The sequence below is a fragment of the Halomonas sp. genome (assembly GCF_033549285.1).
GTDB lineage: Bacteria > Pseudomonadota > Gammaproteobacteria > Pseudomonadales > Halomonadaceae > Halomonas.
The window spans coordinates 16,846-38,153 of sequence record NZ_JAWSUJ010000025.1; the positions used below are offsets into that span (position 1 = coordinate 16,846).

Here is a 21,308-nt window from a genome sequence, read left to right on the forward strand (position 1 = left end):
GCAAGGAAGGCGCCACGACCGAGGTCGTGGCGCCTTCGTTCTCAGTGCAGCTTCATGCGCGGCTTGAGGAAACGATTGATGCCATCCACCACCACGATGAGGCCCGTCTTCAGCGTGCCATGGATGGCACGCTGGTGCATGCGGTAGAGCGAGGCGTAGAAGAACTTCGCCAGGTGGCCCTCGATGAAGAGGCTGCGTGCCGAGGCACCGCGCATCAGGCTGCCGACGGCATCGAAGTGGGCCAGCGAGATCAGTGACCCCCGGTCCCGGTAGACGAAGGGCTTGAGCGGCTTGCCGTCCAGCTGGGCGCGCAGGTTGCGGTAGAGCGTCGCGACCTGCTGGTGGGCGGCCTGGGCACGCGGGGGCACCGTGGTGCCATCCGCCTGCGGGCAGCTGGCACAGTCGCCCATGGCGAAGACATGGGGATCCTCCGTGCTCTGCAGGGTCGGCTGGACCTTGAGGCGGTGGTTGGATTCCGTCGGCAGCCCCAGCTCGGAGAGGAAGGGCGGGGCCTTGATGCCCGCCGCCCAGACGCCGAGGTCCGTGTCGATGCGCTCGCCATCGGCGGTATGGATTGCGTCGGTCTCCACCCGGGTCACGCGGGTGGCGGCATGGAGCCGCACGCCGAGGCCCTCGAGCTCGCGGTGGACCGCCTGGCTGATGCGCTCTGGCAGGGCCGGCAGGATCCGCGGGGCGGCCTCGATCAGGTGAACCTCGAGGTGGTCGCTGTCCAGGTCCGTGACGCCGTAGCTTTGCAGCATGCGCGAGGCTTCATGGAGTTCTGCCGCCAGTTCCACCCCGGTGGCGCCGCCGCCGACGATGCCGACGACCATGCGGGCGTGCCGTTCACTGCCCGGGTCGCTGTGGCGCAGGAAGGTATTGAGCATCTCCCGACGAAACGCCTCGGCCTGCTGGGGGCTGTCGAGGAAGTGGCAGTGCTCGCCGACACCCGGTGTGCCGAAGTCATTACTGACGCTGCCCAGCGCCAGTACCAGGAGGTCGTACCCCAGGGTGCGGGAGGGCAGTACTTCGCTGCCGTCCTCGTCGAGGACGGGGGCCAGGGTCAGGGTCCTGGCCTCGCGGTCGACGTGACAGAGGGTGCCGCGCTGGAAGCGGTAGCCGTGGTGGCGGGCGTGTCCCGGGTAGGAGATCTCGTCGAGCCCCGAGTCCAGCGCCCCGGTAGCGACCTCGTGCAGCAGCGGCTTCCAGATGTGCGTGGCATTGCGGTCGATCAGCACGATCTCGGCTCGCCCGCGCCTGCCGAGTTTGCGGCCGAGCCGCGTGACCAGCTCGAGGCCGCCGGCGCCTCCCCCGACCACGACGATTCTTGGCACACCCATGCAGCGACTCCAGTGAGGAACGAGCCTCCAGCATAAGCCCTCGCCGATTTCCTGCCCATGCTCCGTCCGGCATAATGTCTGGCCTGGCGCATCGCGAGAGGCATCATGCATCCCATACTGAACGACATCCGCCTGGTGGCCTTCGACCTGGACGGCACCCTGGTCGACTCCGTGCCCGACCTGGCCGCGGCGGTGGACGCCGCCCTTGAGGCTCTCGACCTGGCACCACGCGGCGAGGCCCGGGTCCGCGACTGGGTGGGCAACGGCTCGCTCAGACTGATGGAGCGCGCCCTGCGCGACGCCCTGGGGCGGGACCCCGATGCGGCCCTGCTGGCCCGGGCCCACCAGGGCTTCCTCGACCACTACGGTCGCGACCCCAGCGCCCATACCCGGCTCTATCCCGGGGTGCGGGTGGCGCTGGACGCCCTGCGCGACCGGGGGCTGCCCCTGGCACTGGTGACCAACAAGCCCGGTGCCTTCATCGCACCGATCCTCGAGGCCTTCGGCCTGCGGGCACACTTCGGCCTCTGCCTGGGAGGCGACAGCCTGGCGACGAAGAAGCCCGACCCGGCCCCGCTGCGACATGTGGCGGCCCACTTCGACGTCCCGCCCGCGGCCTGCCTGATGGTCGGTGACTCGCGCCATGACATCGAGGCCGGACGCGCCGCGGGGTTCCGTACCCTGGCCGTGCCCTACGGCTACAATCATGGGGAGCCGGTGCGCGACAGCGCCCCGGATGGCGTGGTTGAATCGCTGGCGGAACTCGTTTAACGTGAGTTCGGCTAATGCTATAAGCGCGGCCCAATCAATATGTTATTGCTATAAGACGCGGAAACCCCTTGATGATCAGCCGCATGAAGCCGGACCCCCTCTCGACCGCCGGCGGCGTCATGGCCGCCGCACGATGCCTGCCCCGTTCGCCTGCCCGCGGCGGCTGGCGATGGTGACGCTCGCCTCGCGAGCCTGACCCGCGGCGCCCCTGCGCTCGCCATCGCCAACCTGTCACACGAGGACCCGGGCATGATGACTCCCGAACGCTTCCGCGAGCTGGCCGACGCCGGCTACAACCGCATTCCGGTCACCCGCGAGGTGCTGGCCGATCTCGACACGCCGCTCTCCACCTACCTCAAGCTGGCCGACGAGCCCTGGACCTTCCTGCTGGAGTCCGTGCAGGGCGGCGAGAAGTGGGGGCGCTACTCGATCATCGGGCTGCCCTGCCGCGAGCGCCTCGAGGTCCGAGGCTTCACCGTCAGCCATATCGTCGATGACGAGCTCCAGGGCGCCGGCGAGGTGGAGGATCCGCTGGCCTGGATCGAGCAGTTCCAGGCGCGCTTCAAGGTGCCGCGCCTCGATGACCAGCCGCGCTTCGACGGTGGCCTGGTGGGGTATTTCGGCTATGACACCATCCGCTACATCGAGCCGCGCCTGCGGGGCGTCGAAAAGCCCGACCCCATCGGCGTGCCGGATATCCTGCTGATGGTCTGCAACGACCTGGTGGTGTTCGACAACCTCTCCGGGCGCCTGGCGCTCTGGACGCATGCCGACCCCGCCGAGCCGGAGGCCTACGCCCGCGCCCTGGACCGGCTTGAACGCCTGGAGATCCGCCTGCGCAGTGCCACCCTCAATACCATCAGTCCCGGCACAGGTCGCGCGGCGGTGGAGGAGGGGCACTTCACCTCGGGCTTCACCGAGGAGGGCTTCAAGGCGGCCGTGGAGAAGATCAAGGAGTACGTGCTGGCCGGCGACGTCATGCAGTGCGTCCCGTCCCAGCGCATGTCGATTCCCTACCAGGCGCCGCCGCTGGACCTCTACCGGGCCCTGCGCAGCCTCAATCCCTCGCCCTACATGTTCTACCTGAACCTGGGCGATCATCAGGTGGCGGGCTCCTCGCCGGAGATCCTCACGCGGCTGGAGGACGGGGAGGTGACGGTGCGGCCCATCGCCGGCACCCGCAAGCGCGGCCACAGCGAGGAGGAGGACCGCGCCCTGGAGGCCGACCTGCTGGCCGATCCCAAGGAGCTCGCCGAGCACCTGATGCTGATCGACCTGGGGCGCAACGACGTGGGCCGTATCAGCGAGACCGGCTCGGTAAGGGTGACCGACCGGATGGTGGTCGAGCGCTATTCCCACGTGATGCACATCGTCTCCAACGTCGTGGGACGCTTGAAGCCGGGCCTCTCCGCGATGGACGTGCTGCGCGCCACCTTCCCGGCGGGCACGGTGTCCGGCGCGCCCAAGATCCGGGCACTCGAGATCATCGACGAGGTGGAGCCGGTCAAGCGCGGCGTCTACTCCGGCGCGGTGGGCTACCTCTCCTGGCACGGCAACATGGACACCGCCATCGCCATCCGCACGGCGGTGATCAAGGATGGTCAGCTGCACATCCAGGCCGGCGCGGGCATCGTTGCCGACTCGGTGCCCGAGATGGAGTGGCAGGAGACGCTCAACAAGGGCCGCGCCCTGTTCCGTGCCGTGGCCATGGCCGAGCGTGGCCTGGACAACCTCGAGTGACCCCTGATTCCTGTCGTCCGGCGCTGGCCGGGCGAGTGCCGGAGAGCCTGCCATGTCCGTGCTGATGATCGACAACTATGACAGCTTCACCTACAACGTGGTGCAGTATCTGGGGGAGCTGGGCGCCGAGGTGGTGACCCACCGTAACGACGCCATGACCCTGGAGGAGATCGAGGCCCTGGCCCCGAGCCACCTGGTGATCTCGCCGGGGCCCTGCACACCCGATGAGGCCGGCATCTCCATGGCGGCCATCCGCCGCTTCGCCGGGCGTATCCCCGTGCTGGGCATCTGCCTGGGACACCAGGCCATTGGCCAGGTCTATGGCGGCAAGGTGGTCCGCGCGCCCCAGGTGATGCATGGCAAGACCTCGCGGATCCGCCACCTCGGCCAGGGGGTCTTCGAGGGCCTCGAGGACCCGCTGGAGGTGACGCGTTACCATTCGCTGGTGGTGGCACGCGAGGGCCTGCCCGACTGCCTCGAGGTCACCGCCTGGTGCGACGACGATGACGTCACCCCGGGGCTGATCATGGGGCTTCGCCACCGTGAGCTGGATGTCGAGGGCGTGCAGTTCCATCCCGAGTCGATCCTGACCCGCCAGGGCCATGAGCTTTTGGCCAACTTCCTGAAACGTCGCTGAGCCGTGCCCATGCCAGAGGAGAGCAACGTCATGCAGATGCGAGAGGCCATCGGAGCGGTGATGCGCCGTGAGAACCTGAATTTCGCCGAGACCCATGAGGTGATGCGCCAGATCATGACCGGCGAGGCCAGCGACCCCCAGATCGCCGCCTTCCTGGTAGGCATGGCCATGAAGGGCGAGACCGCCGAGGAGATCAGTGCCGCGGCCCAGGTGATGCGCGAACTGATGAACCCGGTCCGGCTGCAGGCCGACAATGTGGTCGACATCGTCGGCACCGGCGGCGATGGCGCCAACCTCTTCAACGTCTCCACCGCGGCGAGCTTCGTGGTGGCGGCGGGTGGGGCCCATGTCGCCAAGCACGGCAACCGTGGGGTCTCCTCGTCGTCGGGCAGTGCCGACCTCTTCGCCGTGGCGGGCATCAACCTGAACCTGGATGCCGATCAGGTGGGTCGCTGCATCGAGCAGGTGGGGGTAGGCTTCATGTTCGCCCCCAACCATCACCCGGCGATGCGCTATGCCGTGGGCCCGCGTCGCGAGATGGGGGTACGCACCCTGTTCAACATCCTGGGGCCGCTGACCAACCCCGCCGGCGCCCCCAACCAGGTGTTGGGGGTCTATGCCCCCGAGCTGGTGCCCCTGATGGCCGAGGTGCTCCGGCGCCTGGGCAGCGAGCACGTGCTGGTGGTGCATGCCGAGGACGGCCTCGACGAGATCTCGCTGGCGCAGCCGACGCTGGTCGCCGAGCTCAAGGAGGGCGAGATCCGCGAGTACACCATCGCCCCCGAGGACTTCGGCATCGCCCGCCAGTCCCTGGACCCGCTGCGGGTGAAGACCGCCGAGGACAGCCTGCGGCTGGTCGAGCAGGCCCTGGTGGGCGAGGGGCCGGCGGCGGACATCGTCGCCCTCAACGCCGGGGCGGCGCTCTATGCCTCGGGCGTGGCCGACAGCCTCGCCGAGGGCGTGGCCATGGCGCAGGACGCCCAGGCCTCCAGGCTGCCCCTCGAGAAGCTCCGGGAGCTCGCCAACTTCACCCGCGTCTTCACCCAGTGAGGCCCGACATGACCGAATCCCGTCCCCTGCCCACCATCCTCGAGCGCATCCTGTCCCGCAAGGAGGAGGAGGTCGCCGAGCGCCGCCGGGTCGTCTCCGAGCAGGAGCTGCTGCGCCTGGGCGCCGAGCAGTCCGCGCCGCGGGGCTTCGTCGCCGCCCTCGACCGCGCCATCCAGGCCGGCGATCCGGCGGTGATCGCCGAGATCAAGAAGGCCTCGCCCTCGAAGGGAGTGATCCGCGAGGACTTTCGCCCCGGCGAGATCGCCGCGAGCTATGCCGAGGGCGGAGCGGCCTGCCTCTCGGTGCTCACCGATGCCGACTTCTTCCAGGGCCACGAGGACTACCTGATCGAGGCGCGCGAGGCCTGCGACCTGCCGGTGATCCGCAAGGACTTCATCACCCACGGCTACCAGGTCAGCGAGGCACGCGCCCTCGGCGCCGACTGCATCCTGCTGATCGTCGCCGCCCTGGACGATGCGCGGATGGCGGACCTGCATCGCCAGGCCGTGGCGCTGGGCATGGACGTGCTGGTGGAGGTACACGATGCCCTGGAGCTCGACCGGGCCCTCAAGCTCGACCTCGCCCTGGTGGGCATCAACAACCGCGACCTGCACACCTTCGACACCCGGCTCGAGACTACCCTGGAGCTGCTGCCGCGGATTCCCGCCGGCATCAGCGTGGTCACCGAGTCCGGCATCCATACCCGCGATGACGTGCTGCGCATGCGCGAGCATGATGTCAATGCCTTCCTGGTGGGCGAGGCCTTCATGCGCGAGGCCGACCCCGGCCAGGCCCTGCGGCGGCTGTTCTTCTGATCCTTCTCTTCTTCTGATCTTCCTGCGCAAGCGACATCGGGCAGCCTTCGGGCTGCCCGTTTTGGTTCGGGCAGTGCCATCGGCTCAGAAGGCGGGAGAGTCCGGGTCCACGCGTATGGAACCGTCGGGAACCAGCTTGCATCGTTAGTTTGCGCTATGTGTTTCCGGGGTTCGGTATGGGGTGGGGCGATCACTGAAATTCGCTTGAGATGTAAGCCGCGAGATTGGCAATATCATCATCGGAAAGTCCTGCAGCATTCGGAATCATCAACCCTGAATTGGCCCCCACCTTTTTACCGTCACGGTACTGCATGAGACGGGAAGAGATGTAATCCGAATCTCTGCCGGTAAGCGATGGAAAGCTCGCCATGCCTTTTCCACTGGGACCATGGCACTGGGCACAAGAAGTTGAGAACAATGATTCTCCGGCAGACTTGTCTGGCTCCTCGGCACTTGCGAGGCCGGTTGTCAGAGTAGTGGTAGCTGCAAGCAATAGCGCTAGCTTCATGATGTTATCTTTCCGGTGAGCTTTCGACTGGAACCGCACTGCCCTGAGGCAGTGCGTTTTTGGTTGAGAATATTGAGGCGTGTAGGGAGTTATTCAGGGCTGATACGGTAGATTTCACCCTCGTCTACGGCCGTATAGAGATCCCCGTCCGGACCCTGGACGAGCGACCGGAAGCGGGCCGGTCCCATGGGAAGATGCATTTCTGACACATCGGTGACGGCTTCACCGCTTTCATGGAGGTCGATCAGGTTGATGCGTTGACCCACCCCGGTGCCTCCGAAACCGATACCCATGAAGCCGATGGCCAGACGACCGTTCCAGGCACCCCACTGGTCACCGGTCAAGAAGTCGGTGCCGCTGATGCCTTGGGAAAGGCCATTGTTCTGCCAGGCGGGTACCATGGCATTGGGGTAGACATTAGTGTCTGTCAATGGCATGTAGGCGGCGCGTTCCTTCGGGTTCATCCCCTCCATCTGGTTAGGCTCATAGCCGCAGTAGTTGTCGGGGCAATCGCCACGCCCTGCCATGTTCGGGCGAGGGTCCCAACCGCTATTCCCGCCATTGACCAGGGCATTGACCTCGTCAGAATGCCAAGGGCCATGCTCTGTCACGATCGGCTGTAATGTCTCGGGGTGAAAGGTCAGGCCCTGGACGTTCCGGTGACCGTAGGTATAGATCCGGGAATCGAACCCTGCAGGAGGAGCATTGTCCTCCGCGGCGTTGCCATCCCGGTCTATGCGCAGCACCTTGCCACCGAGAAGCGTGGCTGATTGTGGTATTTCACTGTTGTGGTTGTCGCCGGTGGTGACGTAGAGGTAGCCGTCGTCCGGGCTGAAGCGGATACGACCGCCGTTGTGGGCGCCGGCATCGCCGAACGGGTGATCAGTCTCGGCGGGTTTGTACGGAATGTCATCGACAATATCGGTGCGATCCGCTAGCTCATCGAAGTCACTGTTCACTGTCAAGCGGAGAACGCGATTAGTGCGAGGCTCTAACATCTCGGATGCCGAGTAGACATATACGAAGCGGTTTTCATCGAAGTCGGGATCGACGGCCACTCCGTTCATCCCGGCTTGACCCTGACAGACGAGATCGTTCTCGGTCGTGGCGTAGCCTTCGGAATCTTTCATCCCCAGCAGGTGATTGACGTCCCCATTGGGGAGCCGAACTGACATGCCGCGGCATTTCTCGGTGAAGAACATGGTGCCGTCAGGCAGGAAGGCCATGTCCCATGGATTGTCCAGACCGGACAACACCGTTCTATGGCTCAGAGTAGGGGTATGGTTGCTTGAAATCGCCGTGGCCGGCAAGCCGACAATCATGGCGGCGGTCATGGCTGCGTAGGCCGACGGTTTCTTGAGTCCTGGAGACATCGTGATTTCTCCTTTCTTGTTTGGAGTTGCTGACTGCATGCTGTGGCCTGCCGTTTCAGAATAAGTCAGCATTACGTTCGGTCAACGTTTTTCCGAGTTGAGCAGACTGCCTTGGTGGCCCAAATAAGCCACCTGTGGCGCTTCATCGACCTGGGGCGAGTTCTTGTGTACCTGGCATTGAACAGGAGCTCAGAAGCTCAGCTCCAGACCGGTGAAGAAGGTGCGTCCCGCGGAGGGGGGGGCGTAGGAGAGTCTTCCGAAGGAGTTATTGTCGGCGTGGACCAGGCCGGTGGCGGAAATCGCGAGGGTGAGGCGTTTGAAGGAGGCAGGGGCATGGAAGGATCCTTGTGGTGATCTTGTTGTAATGGGAGTGCCTCACCCCATCCTAGAAGCTTGTCGCAGGAGGATATGATAGATTTTCGCTATCGATTGAGCAGCCAGAGCAGCGCCGAGACCACCAGGCTCGCCAGGATCATGGTGGTGATCGGGAAGAAGAACGAGACGTTCTCGCGCCGGATCACGATGTCGCCCGGGAGGTGACCGAGGGGCAGCCTGGACAGCCAGGGCCAGAGCAGCCCGATGGCGACGATCAGCAGTCCGACGAGGATCAGGGTGCGGTTCATGCCTCTGGCCTCCTGTCACGACGCACGCAAGGTGGGAGGCCCACCGGCTCGGCCGGCGGGCGAGGGGTGGCTAACGCTCCTGCCTGAGCGCCGCCAGCAGGGCCTGCAACGGGTGAGGCAAGTCCTGGTCCGAGAACCGCTTCACCTGGCTGCGGCAGGAGTAGCCGGAGGCCAGCAGCCGGCCGGCGCTGGCCTCTTCCTCGACCACCGGCTGCCACGACTGGGCGTAGATGGTCCGGGAGGTCTCGCGGTTGCGCGCCTCATGGCCGTAGGTACCCGACATGCCGCAGCAGCCGGTACTGACCAGCTCGAGCTCCAGGCCGAAGGCGGCGAAGACCTGCTGCCATGCCCTGGGGCTGCCCGGGGCGTTGGTCTTCTCGGTGCAGTGGGAGAGCAGCCGGTAGCCCGGGTCGTCGAGGTTCAGGCCAGGGGGCGCCAGCCGGACGGCCTGGGTCACCAGCCACTCCTGCAGCATCAGCACCTCGGGCACGGCGTCCGGTCCCAGCGCCCTCACGTACTCCTGGCGATAGGTCAGGGTCATGGCCGGGTCGATCCCCACCAGCGGCACGCCGAAATCCGCCAGGGTCCTGAGGCGTCTGGCCTGCTTCTCGGCGGTGCGTTCGAAGGCGCCCAGGAAGCCCTGGACATCGAGCGGCTTGCCGTTGGGCGAGTAGGGCGCGACGAAGACCCGCACGTCCAGACGCGAGAGCAGCTCGACGATGTCCATCACCAGCCTGGCCTCGAAGTGGCTGGTGAAGGCGTCCTGGACGAGCACCACGCTGCGGGCCTTCTGCGCCTCGGTGAGCAGGCCGAGCGACATCGGGGTGGCCTCTGCCACGCCCCAGGCGGCGAGCTGCTTCTTGAGGCTCGCGCGGGAGAGCTTCGGGCTGTCCACCAGGCCGAGCGGGCCGACCAGCAGCCGGTCGACCAGGCGATTGCCCAGGGCGGCATTGTAGAGCGGTGCCACCCGGGCCAGCGTCGGCACCAGGAACTCCATGCCGCCCACCAGGTAGTCGCGCGGCGGGCGCAGGTAGCGGCCGTGGTAGACCTCCAGGAAGCGCGAGCGGGAGTCGGGGACATTGACCTTCACCGGGCACTGGCCGGCGCAGGACTTGCAGGCGAGACACCCCGCCATGGCGTCATACACCTCGTGGGAGAAATCCTTCTCGCCGCGCCGCCTGGCCAGAGTATTCCGCAGCCTCAGCGGGAAGTCCCTGACGAACCCCCATACGCCCTCGGCCTTCTTCTTTCTCGACTCCTCGACCAGGTCGACGCCGGCCTCGCCCTGCAGCCGCAGCCACTCGCGGATCAGGCTGGCGCGCCCCTTGGGCGAGTGGATGCGGTCGCGGGTAGCCTTCCAGGAGGGGCACATGGCGTCATCGGGGTCATAGTTGTAGCAGGCGCCGTTGCCGTTGCAGTAGACCGTGGCCGCGTGGGCCTGCCAGACCCGCTCGTCGATCTGGCGGTCGAACTGGCCGCGGGTGGGGACACCATCGATGGTCAGCAGATTGGGATCGACCCACTTGACCGTTTCCCCTTGATCAGAGGCGCTGGTTTGTGAGGCCTTACCCGCGGCATCGGGCGGGATAGAGAGCGGCGAGGCGATCTTGCCGGGATTGAGCTGGTTGTGGGGGTCGAAGGCCGCCTTGACCCGCTGCAGGCTGGGATAGAGCTCGCCGAAGAACCGTGGGGCATATTCCGAGCGCACGCCCTTGCCGTGCTCGCCCCACAGCAGGCCGTGGTACTTGTGGGTCAGCTCGGCCACCTCGTCGGAGACCTCGCGGATCAGCCGCTCCTGGGCCGGGTCCTTCATGTCGATGGCCGGCCGCACGTGCAGCACCCCGGCATCGACGTGGCCGAACATGCCGTAGGCCAGGCCCCGGGCGTCCAGGGCGGCACGGAACTCGGCGATGTAGTCGGCCAGGTGCTCCGGCGGGACGGCGGTGTCCTCGACGAAGGGGATCGGGCGCTTCTCGCCCTTGGCATTGCCCAGCAGGCCCACGGCGCGCTTGCGCATCCCGTAGACCTTCTGGATCTGCTCGCGCCCCTCGGCCAGCGTATAGCCCAGGCGAGGCACGCTCGCATCGGCTTCCAGGTGGCGACAGAAGGCGTCGACGCGCTCGGCCAGCCGGTCGGGGTCGTCGTCGTTGAACTCCACGAGGTTGATGCCGCGCACCGGCGTTTCGCCCGAGGGAAAGAATTCCGCCACGCTGTCCCAGACGAAGTCCTCCATGGCCAGCATCAGCACGGTGTCGTCCACCGTCTCGATGGAGGTGGGGCGTAGCGCCTGCGGCTGGGCTTGTGAAGAGTTACTGCTTGCCATCAACGCCTTGGCGTCGCGCAGCGCCTCCATGAAGCCGGCATAGCGCACGTTGACCAGGGTCGAGTGCCTGGGGATCGGCAGCACGTTGAGCACCGCCTCGTCGAGCAGGCCCAACGACCCCTCCGAGCCGCACAGCAGGCTGTTGATGTCGAGGCGGCCCTCGGCGTCGCGCAGGTGCGCCAGGTCGTAGCCGGTCAGGCAGCGGTTGAGCGGCGGGAACTTCTCGGCGATCAGCTCGCCCTGGGTGTCGATGATCTCCCGGGCGGTGCGGTAGGCGCGGCCGGTAACGTCCTGGCGCTCGCACTGGCGCCCGAGCTCGGTGTCCTCCAGCGGGCGGCTGGTGAGCCGCTCGCCGCCCAGCAGCAGGGTCTCGAGCTCGAGCACATGGTCGCGGGTCTTACCGTACTCGCAGCTGCCCTGGCCGCTGGCGTCGGTTGCGATCATGCCGCCGATGGTGGCGCGGTTGGAGGTGGAGAGGTCCGGGGCGAAGAAGAGCCCATGGGGCCTCAGCGCCGCATTGAGCTGGTCCTTGACCACCCCGCCCTGGACCCGCACCCGGCGCTTCTCCACGTCGATCTCGAGGATCGCGTTCATGTGCCGCGAGACATCCACCACCAGGCCGTCGGTGAGCGACTGGCCGTTGGTGCCGGTGCCGCCGCCGCGCGGGGTGAGCGCCACCTGGCGGTGCTCGTCACGGCCGGCCAGCCGGGCGATGCGCTCGAGGTCGGCGCCGTGCCTGGGGTAGAGCACGGCCTGGGGCAGGCGCTGGTAGATGGAGTTGTCGGTGGCCAGCACCGTGCGGGCGGCATAGTCCGGGGCGATCTCGCCCTCGAAACCCGCATCGCGCAGGGCGTCCAGGAAGCGCAGGTAGGGGGCGGCGAGGCCCTCGATGCGGCGCGAGTCGGCGGTATCCAATCGTGCGATCATGGCGCTCTTGTCTGGGGAGGAGAGAGTGGCGCTACTTTACCGCGAGAGGGCGGTGCCGCGCATCCTGCCCCGGGCGAGCGCGCCGCGAGGCTGGCGGCGACGCGTGGCACCGCTGTGGCCTTTTGCCTACAATGGTCGCCCTGTTGACCGAGGCCATTGCCGGCGCGCCCGGCCCTGGCGATCTCCCACGTCACGACTGCAACGGACTGGATGCCATGCTCGACCCCAAACTGCTGCGCAGCGACCTCGATGCGGTCGCCCAACGACTGGCCAAGCGGGGCTTCGTCCTCGACACCGACCGTCTCGAGGCGCTGGAGTCCCGGCGGCGCGAGCTGCAGGCCAGGACCGAGTCCCTGCAGGCCGAACGCAACACCCGCTCCAAGGCGATCGGCAAGGCCAAGGCCCAGGGCGAGGACATCCAGCCGCTGCTCGACGAGGTCTCCAACCTGGGCAATGAGCTGGACTCCGCCAAGGCCAGCCTGGCTAGGGTGCAGGCCGAGTGGGACGAGGTGGTCAGCGGCCTGCCCAACCTGCCCCACGAGAGCGTGCCGGTGGGTGACAGCGAGGAGGAGAACGTCGAGCTCCACCGCTGGGGGACGCCGCGCGAGTTCGACTACAAGGTGCGCGACCACGTCGACCTGGGCGCGCTCAAGGGCCACCTGGACTTCGAGCTGGCGGCCAAGCTGACCGGGTCCCGCTTCGCGGTGATGCGTGGCCCCATCGCGCGACTGCATCGGGCGCTGACGCAGTTCATGCTCGACAAGCAGACCCTCGAGCATGGCTACGAGGAGTGCTACGTCCCCTACATGGTCAACGAGGCGTCGCTCCATGGCACCGGCCAGCTGCCGAAGTTCGGCGAGGACCTGTTTCGTCTGGACGACGAGCGCGGCTACCACCTGATCCCCACCGCCGAGGTGCCGCTGACCAACTTCGCCCGTGACGAGATCCTCGACCACCGGGCGCTGCCGATGAAGCTCACCGCCCACACGCCCTGCTTTCGCAGTGAGGCGGGCTCCCACGGTCGCGATACCCGGGGCATGATCCGTCAGCACCAGTTCGACAAGGTCGAGATGGTGCAGCTGGTCGACCCGGCCACCAGCTACGAGGCCCTCGAGGAGATGCGCGGTCACGCCGAGGCGATCCTTCAGGCGCTGGAGCTGCCCTATCGCGTGGTGACGCTCTGTACCGGCGACATGGGCTTCGGGGCGGCCAAGACCTACGACCTGGAGGTGTGGCTGCCCAGCCAGGAGACCTACCGTGAGATCTCCTCGGTCTCCAACTGCGAGGATTTCCAGGCGCGGCGCATGCAGGCGCGCTTCCGCCACCCCGAGGAGAAGAAGCCGCAGCTGCTGCACACCCTCAATGGCTCCGGCCTGGCGGTGGGGCGCTGCCTGCTGGCGGTAATGGAGAACCACCAGCGCCCCGATGGCTCGATCGGCGTCCCCGAGGCGCTGCGCCCGTACATGGGCGGGGTCGACACCATTAACGCCTGAGCCCGGCGCTACTGCGCGATCTTCCAGCTGACGCTGACGCCTGCCTCGATGGTGATGGTGCCGGGACGGTACTCGGCCTGGGGCAGGCTCTCCCGAGCATCGGCACTCATGGCCATCGTCCGAGGCTGGAAGATCGGCGAGCGGGTCTCGCTCACGGCGATCACCTCACCCAGGTCGATGCCCAGGGTCTCGGCCATCAGGGTGGCCTTGTGGCGGGCCTTCTCCAGCGCCTTGACCAGTGCCTCGTCGGTCGCGGCGTCGCGGTCGGCCAGGTCGTAGCTCACGCCGTCCAGGGCATCCACGCCGGCCTCGGTCAGGGCATCGAGCAGGCCCGGGAGCTGCTCGAGGTCATCGAGCTGGAGACGAATCGGGCGCTCGAGGCGGGTGCGCACCAGGGTCTCGCGCTCGCCTTCCTCGTACCGCTCGCCCGGCAGGTGCTCGGGTTGCACGTTCAGGGAGCCGGCGCGGATCGCCTCGCGCGCAAGGCCCGCCTCCTCCAGGGCGCGAATCAGCCCGGCGGCACGGGCTTCCAGTCGGTCGCGGGCCTCGCGCAGGGCATCCGGGTCGTTCGCGCTCGCCTCGTGCCGGGCGATGGCCGGCGTGCGTTCCCAGAGGCGAGCGCTGAGCGTGGCGCGGTCCGGCACCACCTGAAGTTCGGCCTCGGCCTGGACCTCCAGGCGCCGCGGCGTCTCTTCGGCGTGGGCGTGGGAGAGCATCGGCAGCGAGGCCGCGACCATCAGCGCGGCCAGGGCCGGCACGAGCAGCGGGCGGAAGGGGCGGGTAATCGGCATGGCTTTCTCCTTGTCGCATGGCGGGCACTGGCTTCGAGAACGCGGGCCGGGGAAGGTTCCCGTCCTTTGCAATTGCCGTCTGCCCCGGCATCATGAATGGATCTTTCACGGTCGCGAGTCCGGGCATGCCCCATCCCCAAGACGGTAAGCAGAGCACCATCCCCCTCAACCTGACCCTGGCACTGGCCGCCCTGGTGGTGATCATCGCGGGCATGCGGGCGGGGTCCAGCCTGCTGGTGCCGCTGCTGCTGGCGCTGTTCATTGCGGTCGTCTGCACCGCGCCCGTGCAGTGGCTGCAGCGTCTCGGGTTGAGCACGCGGCTGGCCGTGTGGCTGACGCTGGTGGTGATCGGCGGCTTCCTCTCCCTGCTCGGCCTGCTGCTGGTCAACAGCTTCGGCACCTTTATCGATGCCTTGCCGGGCATCGAGCAGAAGCTCTACCAGTACTACCTCGGGCTGCTCGACGGCCTGGCCGGCCTGGGGCTTGCCATCGATACCAATCGGCTGGCCGAACTGCTGGATGCCGAGCAGTTCGGCAACTGGATCCCGACGGTGCTCGGCGAGGTGGGCAACCTGATGATGCAGAGCATCGTGGTGGCCCTGCTGGTGATGTTCCTGCTGTTCGAGACCCTCAACTTCCGCGACAAGGTCTCGCGTGCCCTGGAGAACCCCGCCCCGAGCCTGCGCCGCTTCAACGAGTTCAGTCAGACCCTCAAGCGCTACCTGGCCGTGAAGACGCTGATCAGCCTGGCGACCGGCGCGTTGATCTGGGTGGCCTGCAAGCTGCTGGGGGTGGAGTTTCCGCTGCTGTGGGCGGTGCTGGCCTTTGCCCTGAACTATATTCCCAACATCGGTTCGGCCATCGCGGCGGTGCCGCCGGTCATGCTGCTGCTGGTCTCGCCGGAGGGCGGCGTGTTCGACGCCCTGATGCTCGCCGCGGCCTACCTGGGGGTCAACTTCGTGATGGGTAATATCATCGAGCCCAGAGTGATGGGGCGGGCGCTGGGGCTCTCGACCTTCGTGGCCTTCCTGTCGCTGGTGGTGTGGGGCTGGATCTTCGGGGCGGTGGGGATGCTGCTCTCGGTGGTGCTGACCATGACCCTGAAGATCGCCCTGGACAGCCATCCCGAGACCCGCTGGATCGCCCACTTGCTGGGGCCCGCGGACGGGGCGCCGGTCGAGAGGGCCGACCGCCCGATCTCGGAGCGTGACGAGGAATAGGGGGGGGCAAAACGACGTCGCCCCGGCCATGGCCGGGGCGACGGGGAGGTGCGAGCGTCGCGGATCAGGCGTTCTGGTCGATGAACTGGCTCAGCTGTGACTTCGACTGGGCGCCGACCAGGGAGGCGATCTTGGTGCCGGACTTGAACAGCATCACGGTCGGCACGCCGCGCACGCCCTGCTCGGCGGCGATTTCGGGGGCATCGTCCACGTTGATGCTGACGACCTTGAGGTTGCCGTTGCGCTCCTCGGCGACCTCGTCGACCACCGGTGCCATCACCTTGCAGGGACCACACCAGGGGGCCCAGAACTTCAGCAGGACCGGCGTGTCGGCCTTGAGGACTTCCTGCTCGAAGTTGGCATTGGTGACATCGACGTTGTTGGCCATGTGATTCTCCAGTTTCGTTGCGCTGCATCGAGCGGATGGGGTGACATGCAGGGCATGCCCGGTCGGACGATGTTAGCGGTCGACCGAAGTGCTGGCAAATCCCCGCCCTGTGTCAGGGGGCAGGAAAGCGGTTGCACCTGCCCGGTCAGGTTATGCTATAAAGTGATCATGGATAATTTTGTTATGTCTTGCGGGTATTTTGAAGGCCCGGTGACACGCGAGGGAGGGCGGCCATGAAGCTACAGCAGCTGCGCTACATCTGGGAGGTGTCGCGCCACAACCTCAACGTCTCGGCCACTGCCCAGAGTCTCTTCACCTCCCAGCCCGGCATCTCCAAGCAGATCCGCCTGCTCGAGGACGAGCTCGGTGTCGAGATCTTCGCCCGCAGCGGCAAGCACCTGACCCGCGTGACACCCGCGGGGCAGGCGATCATCGAACTGGCCGGCCAGGTGCTGAGGCTTGCCGAGAACATCAAGGAGGTCGCCCAGGAGCACAGCGACGAGCGTCGCGGCAGCCTGGCGATCGCCACTACCCATACCCAGGCGCGCTATGCGCTACCGCCGGTGATACGCGACTTCACCCAGAAGTATCCCGACGTGGCCCTGCACATGCAGCAGGGCACGCCCAAGCAGATCGCCCAGATGGTCAGCGATGGCCAGGCGGACTTCGCCATCGCCACCGAGTCCCTCGAGCTCTTCAATGACCTGGTGCTGCTGCCCTGCTATCGCTGGAACCGCTGCGTGCTGGTGCCCCAGGGACACCCGCTGGCCGAGATGGAGAGCCTGTCGCTGGAGGCCCTGGCGGACTACCCGCTGGTCACCTATGTGTTCGGCTTCACCGGGCGCTCCCAGCTCGACGATGCCTTCCGCGCCAAGGGGCTGACGCCCAACGTGGTGCTCACCGCGGCCGATGCCGATGTCATCAAGACCTACGTGCGGCTGGGGATGGGGGTGGGCATCGTCGCCCATATGGCCGTGGATGCCGAGCACGATACCGACCTGGTGGCGGTGGAGGCCGGCCACCTCTTCGCGAGTTCCACCACCAAGATCGGGATCCGCCGCGGCACCTTCATGCGTGGCTACATGTATGACTTCCTGGAAGGCTTTGCCGGCCACCTGACGCGTGACCTGGTCGATGCGGCCCTTGCCGCCGGCCCCCGTCACGAGGAGGCGCTCTTCAAGGAGATTGCGCTGCCCTCGCGCTGAGGGCGGCTCTCCTCGAGAACGCTTTCCCGTCCCTGCCTGTCGCGGGCGGTCTCGTCCGCGACGTCATCCGCTGAGCATCAATGCTGCAGGTGCAGGCCGCACTCGCGCTTCTCCTCGACCTTGGTGGGGTCGAAGTAGTCGAAGTTGTTGGGCAGGTCGTGCTCCTGCAGGTATTGGTAGAGGTCTCGGGCCGTCCAGTGCAGCAGGGGGGAGACCTTCAAGAGGCCATCGGCGTTGCGGCTCACCGGTGCCATGCGGGCTCGCTCGGGGGTGTCCTCGGCGCGCAGCGCGGTGAACCAGACATCCGGTGCCATCTCGCGCAGGGCGCGCTCGAAGGGTTCGAGCTTCACTTCCTGGGTGAAGGCGGCGTGACGCGGATCCTCGATCCCGGGTGCGGGGCCCTCCAGCGCCTCGCGATGCGCCCGGCTGCGCCGCGGCAGGTAGCTCACCAGGTTGAGGTCCAGGCGCCGGATCAGCTCATCGGCGAAGCGGTAGGTGGCCTCGGTGTTGTAGCCACTGTCCATCCACACGATCGGGATATCCGGCTGCTGGCGCGTCACCATGTGCAGGATCACGGCCTCGAAGGGGCGGAAGTTGGTCGTGCAGATCGGCTTCTGCCCCTGATCCAGCGCCCAGCGGATCAGGGCCTCGGGGTCGTTGCCGAGTTCCCGGTTGATGACGTCGAGTTGCGGCTCCATGAGGGGCTCCCGGGCAGGTGGTCTTGGGTCTCGGGCTACCCTAGCAGAGCCCGCGAGGCCTTCCCCAATACCGATTCATTGGATATCTATTCCTTATCGAAGTAAGTGTGTCGTCTTCTTATTCCATAATGAATCAGGGCTGGCTGCCAACAGGGCCTTCATCAGGTGGCGGATCTTGTCCAGGGTCTCGGTGTACTCGTCCTCGCCAAGGGAGTCGGCGACCAGGCCGCCTCCGCCCCACAGGTGCAGTTCGCCGCCGTCGGCCACCACGCTGCGAATGGCGATGGAGGTATCCATCTGGCCGCGAACGTCCACGTAGCCGAGGCTGCCGCAGTAGGCGCTGCGACGGCTGGGCTCCAGCTCGTCGATGATCTGCATGGCCCGCACCTTGGGGGCGCCGGTGATGGAGCCGCCGGGGAAGGCGGCGGACAGCAGGTCCATGGGTCGCTGGCCTGTTTCCAGTTCGCCGACGATCACGCTCACCAGGTGGTGCACGTTGGCGTAGCTCTCCAGGCCGCAGAGCTGGGGTACCCGAACGCTGCCGGGTCGGCACACCCGCCCCAGGTCATTGCGGAGCAGGTCGGTGATCATCACGTTCTCGGCCCGGTCCTTGAGGCTCTCGGCCAGCTCCCCGGCCAGCCGCCGGTCCTCATCGGGGGTCGCGCCGCGTGGCCGCGTGCCCTTGATGGGGCGGGTCTCGACCCGGCCTTCTTGGCAGCGCAGGAAGCGTTCCGGGGAGAGCGAGAGGATCGCCTTGTCGTCCCAGGCCAGGTAGCCGGCGAAGGGGGTGGGCGTGGCGTCGCGCAGGCTGCGGTAGGCCGCCCAGAGGTCACCCTCGAAGGGAGCGCTGAAGCGCTGGGCCAGGTTGATCTGGTAGCAGTCGCCGGCGCGGATGTACTCCTGCACGACGGCAAAGCGTGCCAGGTAGTCGTCGCGGCTGAGCTCGGCGGCGAAGGGGGCGGTAAGGCGGAAGCCCGCCGCCGGAGGCGCCAGCGCCTCCAGCCACCCGAGCACCTGGTGGCGCCGCAAGGCACTGCCCACCAGCCAGCTCTGCCGGCCGTCGTGGTCCTGGATCAGCGCCCAGTCATAGAGGCCGACCCGGCTCGCCGGCAGCGTGACCGCCTGCCGGGCCTTTCCGGCCACCGGCTCGAGGCGCTGCCCGAGGTCGTAGCTCCAGTAGCCGATCAGCCCGCCGAGAAACGGCAGTTCGCTGTCCGGCACCTCGCCAGGCAGCCGGTCGAGAAGTGCCTGCTGGGCGGCGAAGGGGGGGAGACCCGCCAGGGCGGGTTCACCCCGCACGTTCCCGGCGGCATCGACCTCGAGCAGCGCGAGGGGGTCGCAGCTGAGGATGTCGTAGCGGCCACCCGGCGCCGTCGGGCGACCGCTGTCGAGCAGCACGGCACCGGGCCTGTGGCGCAGGGCCGCGAAGTAGCCCAGCGGATCCTCGCGGTAGGGCAGGGGGGTGATCTCGATCGGTGGCGTCATCGCGGCGTCTTCCCGGAACAGGCGCCCCATTCTAGGCCTCGAGAGCCGGCTTGTCCCTCCCGCCAGCGTCCCGGTCAACGCAGGCGCCCCGTTCCCGGGTGCGGCCATTGTCGACACTGCCGGTGGCGGGTCGCGGGTTATCTACAACCAAAGGTTAAGCAATTCCGTCCAGTCGTCCTGTTGACCCCGGGGGAGGCAGTGTCTAAAGTTCTTCCATCACTCGATTGTCGACAATTTCCATGAACTCAGCCGCACCGGAACAGGTCACCAACCCCGAAGTCCGCACCCTGGCGGAACGGGTCTTCCAGCAGCTGCAGGATGCCATCGTCAGGGGAGAGCTGGCGCCGGGCAGCAAGATCACCGAGCCGGGACTGTCCCGGGACTACGGGATCTCTCGCGGGCCGCTCAGGGAGGCCATGCGCCGCCTGGAAGCGCACCGCCTGATCGAGCGGGTGCCCCATGTCGGGGCCCGGGTGGTCAAGCTCTCCATGAAGGAGCTGCTCGAGCTCTTCGACGTGCGCGAGGCGCTGGAGAGCATGGCGGCACGGCTCGCCGCCGAGCACATGACCGCCGGCGAAATCGCCGGGCTGCGTGAGGTGCTGGCCATGCACGAGCGCCAGGCCGACCTCAAGAAGGGCGAGGCCTACTTCCAGCGCGAGGGTGACCTGGACTTCCACTTCCGTATCGTCCAGGGCAGCCACAACAGGATGCTGATGGGCATGCTCTGCGATGACCTCTACTACCTGGTGAGGCTCTACCGCACCCAGTTCAGCGCCAGCGGTACCCGCCCCCAGCGCGCCTTCGTCGAACACCACCGCATCGTCGACGCCATCGAGGCCGGCGACGCGGAGCTGGCCGAGCTGCTGATGCGCCGCCACGTCAGCGCATCCCGAGCGAATGTAGCCGACCGCTACGCCGCCACTCTCAAGCAGGAAGCCGAGGCGACCACCTGAGGCCGACCCGGACAACATGAGGAGATCCAGCATGACCCAGCAGACCCCCGGTGCACGTTTCCGCGCCGCCCTCGAGGCCCATCGCCCGCTGCCCATCGTCGGCACCATCAATGCCTACACCGCCATGATGGCCGAGCGGGTGGGCCACCAGGCCATCTACCTCTCCGGTGGCGGCGTGGCCAACGCCTCCTTCGGCCTGCCGGACCTCGGCATGACCACCATGAACGACGTGGTCGAGGATGCCCACCGCATCTGCGGCGCCACCGAAGTGCCGCTGCTGGTGGACATCGACACCGGCTGGGGTGGCGCCTTCAACATCGCCCGCACCGTCAAGGAGATGCAGCGCGCCGGCGTGGCCGCCGTGCACCTCGAGGACCAGGTGGCCCAGAAGCGCTGTGGCCATCGTCCCAACAAGGCGATCGTCTCCCAGGAGGAGATGGTCGACCGCGTCAAGGCCGCCGCGGATGCGCGCCTCGATCCGGACTTCTACCTGATCGCGCGCACCGATGCCTTCCAGAAGGACGGCCTGGATGCCGCCATCGAGCGGGCCAACGCCTGCATCGAGGCCGGCGCCGATGCCATCTTCGCCGAGGCGGTGCACACCCTCGACGACTATCGCGCCTTCTGCGAGCGCGTCGATGCGCCGATCCTGGCCAACATCACCGAGTTCGGCGCCACCCCGCTGTTCACCCAGCAGGAACTGGGCGAGGTGGGCTGCCGCATGGTGCTCTACCCGCTCTCCGCCTTCCGCGCCATGAATGCGGCGGCGCTCAAGGTCTACCAGAGCATCCACGACAAGGGCCACCAGAAGGACGTGGTCGACCTCATGCAGACCCGCGACGAACTCTACGACTTCCTCAACTACCACGACTTCGAGCGCAAGCTCGATGCGCTGTTCGCGGAGAAGGGCGGCGAGGCGTAACGCCGCCGGACCGTCAATTCCGACAAGAATCGACTCACAAGGAGAC

General features: G+C 67.1%; 19 protein-coding genes. 10 read left to right on the forward strand and 9 right to left on the reverse strand.

Annotation, left to right across the window (positions count from 1 at the left end; genetic code table 11):
- Nucleotides 1-41: 41 nt before the first annotated feature.
- Complete coding sequence (locus SCI24_RS07690) at nt 42-1,340, reverse strand: NAD(P)/FAD-dependent oxidoreductase (protein ID WP_318724835.1); 1,299 nt, start codon at nt 1,338-1,340, stop codon at nt 42-44.
- Between the two features lie 105 nt (nt 1,341-1,445).
- Between SCI24_RS07690 and SCI24_RS07695 the strand changes: the two genes are divergently transcribed.
- The 5 genes from SCI24_RS07695 (at nt 1,446) to trpC (ending at nt 6,353) form a co-directional block, all read left to right on the forward strand.
- Nucleotides 1,446-2,111, forward strand: a complete 666-nt coding sequence (locus SCI24_RS07695; RefSeq protein WP_318724836.1) for a phosphoglycolate phosphatase — start codon at nt 1,446-1,448, stop codon at nt 2,109-2,111.
- Nucleotides 2,112-2,363: 252 nt separating this feature from the next.
- Nucleotides 2,364-3,851: an anthranilate synthase component I gene (gene trpE / locus SCI24_RS07700; RefSeq protein WP_318724858.1), complete on the forward strand. Its 1,488-nt coding sequence runs from the start codon at nt 2,364-2,366 to the stop codon at nt 3,849-3,851.
- Between the two features lie 52 nt (nt 3,852-3,903).
- On the forward strand, nt 3,904-4,488 hold the full coding sequence (locus SCI24_RS07705; RefSeq protein WP_318724837.1) for an aminodeoxychorismate/anthranilate synthase component II: 585 nt from the start codon (nt 3,904-3,906) through the stop codon (nt 4,486-4,488).
- 30 nt (nt 4,489-4,518) lie between these two features.
- Nucleotides 4,519-5,538 (forward strand): anthranilate phosphoribosyltransferase, encoded by a 1,020-nt coding sequence (trpD, locus tag SCI24_RS07710; protein ID WP_318724838.1) that lies wholly within the window; start codon nt 4,519-4,521, stop codon nt 5,536-5,538.
- A gap of 8 nt (nt 5,539-5,546) precedes the next feature.
- Entirely contained in the window at nt 5,547-6,353 is an 807-nt protein-coding gene (gene trpC, locus SCI24_RS07715) for an indole-3-glycerol phosphate synthase TrpC (RefSeq protein ID WP_318724839.1), read from the forward strand.
- Nucleotides 6,354-6,543: 190 nt separating this feature from the next.
- Here the strand turns inward: trpC and SCI24_RS07720 are convergent, their stop codons facing one another.
- The 4 genes from SCI24_RS07720 to SCI24_RS07735 form a co-directional block, all read right to left on the reverse strand.
- A complete protein-coding gene (locus SCI24_RS07720; RefSeq protein ID WP_318724840.1) occupies nt 6,544-6,861 on the reverse strand; it encodes a c-type cytochrome in 318 nt (105 codons plus the stop codon).
- An 89-nt stretch (nt 6,862-6,950) separates the two neighbouring features.
- Nucleotides 6,951-8,234 carry a PQQ-dependent sugar dehydrogenase gene (locus SCI24_RS07725; RefSeq protein WP_318724841.1) on the reverse strand — a complete coding sequence of 428 codons (1,284 nt, stop codon included), beginning with the start codon at nt 8,232-8,234 and terminating at the stop codon, nt 6,951-6,953.
- Nucleotides 8,235-8,656: 422 nt separating this feature from the next.
- Complete coding sequence (locus SCI24_RS07730) at nt 8,657-8,857, reverse strand: DUF2905 domain-containing protein (protein WP_318724842.1); 201 nt, start codon at nt 8,855-8,857, stop codon at nt 8,657-8,659.
- Between the two features lie 70 nt (nt 8,858-8,927).
- Complete coding sequence (locus tag SCI24_RS07735; protein WP_318724843.1) at nt 8,928-12,107, reverse strand: FAD-binding and (Fe-S)-binding domain-containing protein; 3,180 nt, start codon at nt 12,105-12,107, stop codon at nt 8,928-8,930.
- A gap of 215 nt (nt 12,108-12,322) precedes the next feature.
- On the opposite strand from SCI24_RS07735, the gene serS reads away from it, so the two are divergent.
- Nucleotides 12,323-13,600, forward strand: a complete 1,278-nt coding sequence (serS, locus tag SCI24_RS07740; RefSeq protein WP_318724844.1) for a serine--tRNA ligase — start codon at nt 12,323-12,325, stop codon at nt 13,598-13,600.
- Between the two features lie 8 nt (nt 13,601-13,608).
- Here serS and SCI24_RS07745 read toward each other — a convergent pair whose 3' ends face one another.
- Entirely contained in the window at nt 13,609-14,391 is a 783-nt protein-coding gene (locus tag SCI24_RS07745) for an SIMPL domain-containing protein (RefSeq protein WP_318724845.1), read from the reverse strand.
- A 125-nt stretch (nt 14,392-14,516) separates the two neighbouring features.
- On the opposite strand from SCI24_RS07745, the gene SCI24_RS07750 reads away from it, so the two are divergent.
- Nucleotides 14,517-15,611 carry an AI-2E family transporter gene (locus SCI24_RS07750; RefSeq protein WP_318724846.1) on the forward strand — a complete coding sequence of 365 codons (1,095 nt, stop codon included), beginning with the start codon at nt 14,517-14,519 and terminating at the stop codon, nt 15,609-15,611.
- Between the two features lie 64 nt (nt 15,612-15,675).
- On the opposite strand, the gene trxA is transcribed toward SCI24_RS07750, so the two are convergent.
- Nucleotides 15,676-15,999, reverse strand: coding sequence for a thioredoxin (trxA, locus tag SCI24_RS07755; protein ID WP_318724847.1), 324 nt, complete (start codon nt 15,997-15,999; stop codon nt 15,676-15,678).
- Between the two features lie 233 nt (nt 16,000-16,232).
- On the opposite strand from trxA, the gene cysB reads away from it, so the two are divergent.
- A complete protein-coding gene (cysB, locus tag SCI24_RS07760) occupies nt 16,233-17,204 on the forward strand; it encodes an HTH-type transcriptional regulator CysB (protein WP_318724848.1) in 972 nt (323 codons plus the stop codon).
- A gap of 77 nt (nt 17,205-17,281) precedes the next feature.
- On the opposite strand, the gene SCI24_RS07765 is transcribed toward cysB, so the two are convergent.
- Both SCI24_RS07765 and pabB read right to left on the reverse strand, forming a co-directional pair.
- Nucleotides 17,282-17,902 carry a phosphoadenosine phosphosulfate reductase family protein gene (locus SCI24_RS07765; protein WP_318724849.1) on the reverse strand — a complete coding sequence of 207 codons (621 nt, stop codon included), beginning with the start codon at nt 17,900-17,902 and terminating at the stop codon, nt 17,282-17,284.
- A 93-nt stretch (nt 17,903-17,995) separates the two neighbouring features.
- Nucleotides 17,996-19,387, reverse strand: a complete 1,392-nt coding sequence (gene pabB, locus SCI24_RS07770; protein WP_318724850.1) for an aminodeoxychorismate synthase component I — start codon at nt 19,385-19,387, stop codon at nt 17,996-17,998.
- A gap of 239 nt (nt 19,388-19,626) precedes the next feature.
- On the opposite strand from pabB, the gene SCI24_RS07775 reads away from it, so the two are divergent.
- Both SCI24_RS07775 and prpB read left to right on the forward strand, forming a co-directional pair.
- The gene (locus SCI24_RS07775; protein ID WP_318724851.1) at nt 19,627-20,340 is read left to right on the forward strand and encodes a GntR family transcriptional regulator; all 714 of its coding nucleotides are present in this window, start codon (nt 19,627-19,629) and stop codon (nt 20,338-20,340) included.
- A 31-nt stretch (nt 20,341-20,371) separates the two neighbouring features.
- Complete coding sequence (gene prpB, locus SCI24_RS07780) at nt 20,372-21,262, forward strand: methylisocitrate lyase (RefSeq protein WP_318724852.1); 891 nt, start codon at nt 20,372-20,374, stop codon at nt 21,260-21,262.
- Nucleotides 21,263-21,308: the final 46 nt, after the last annotated feature.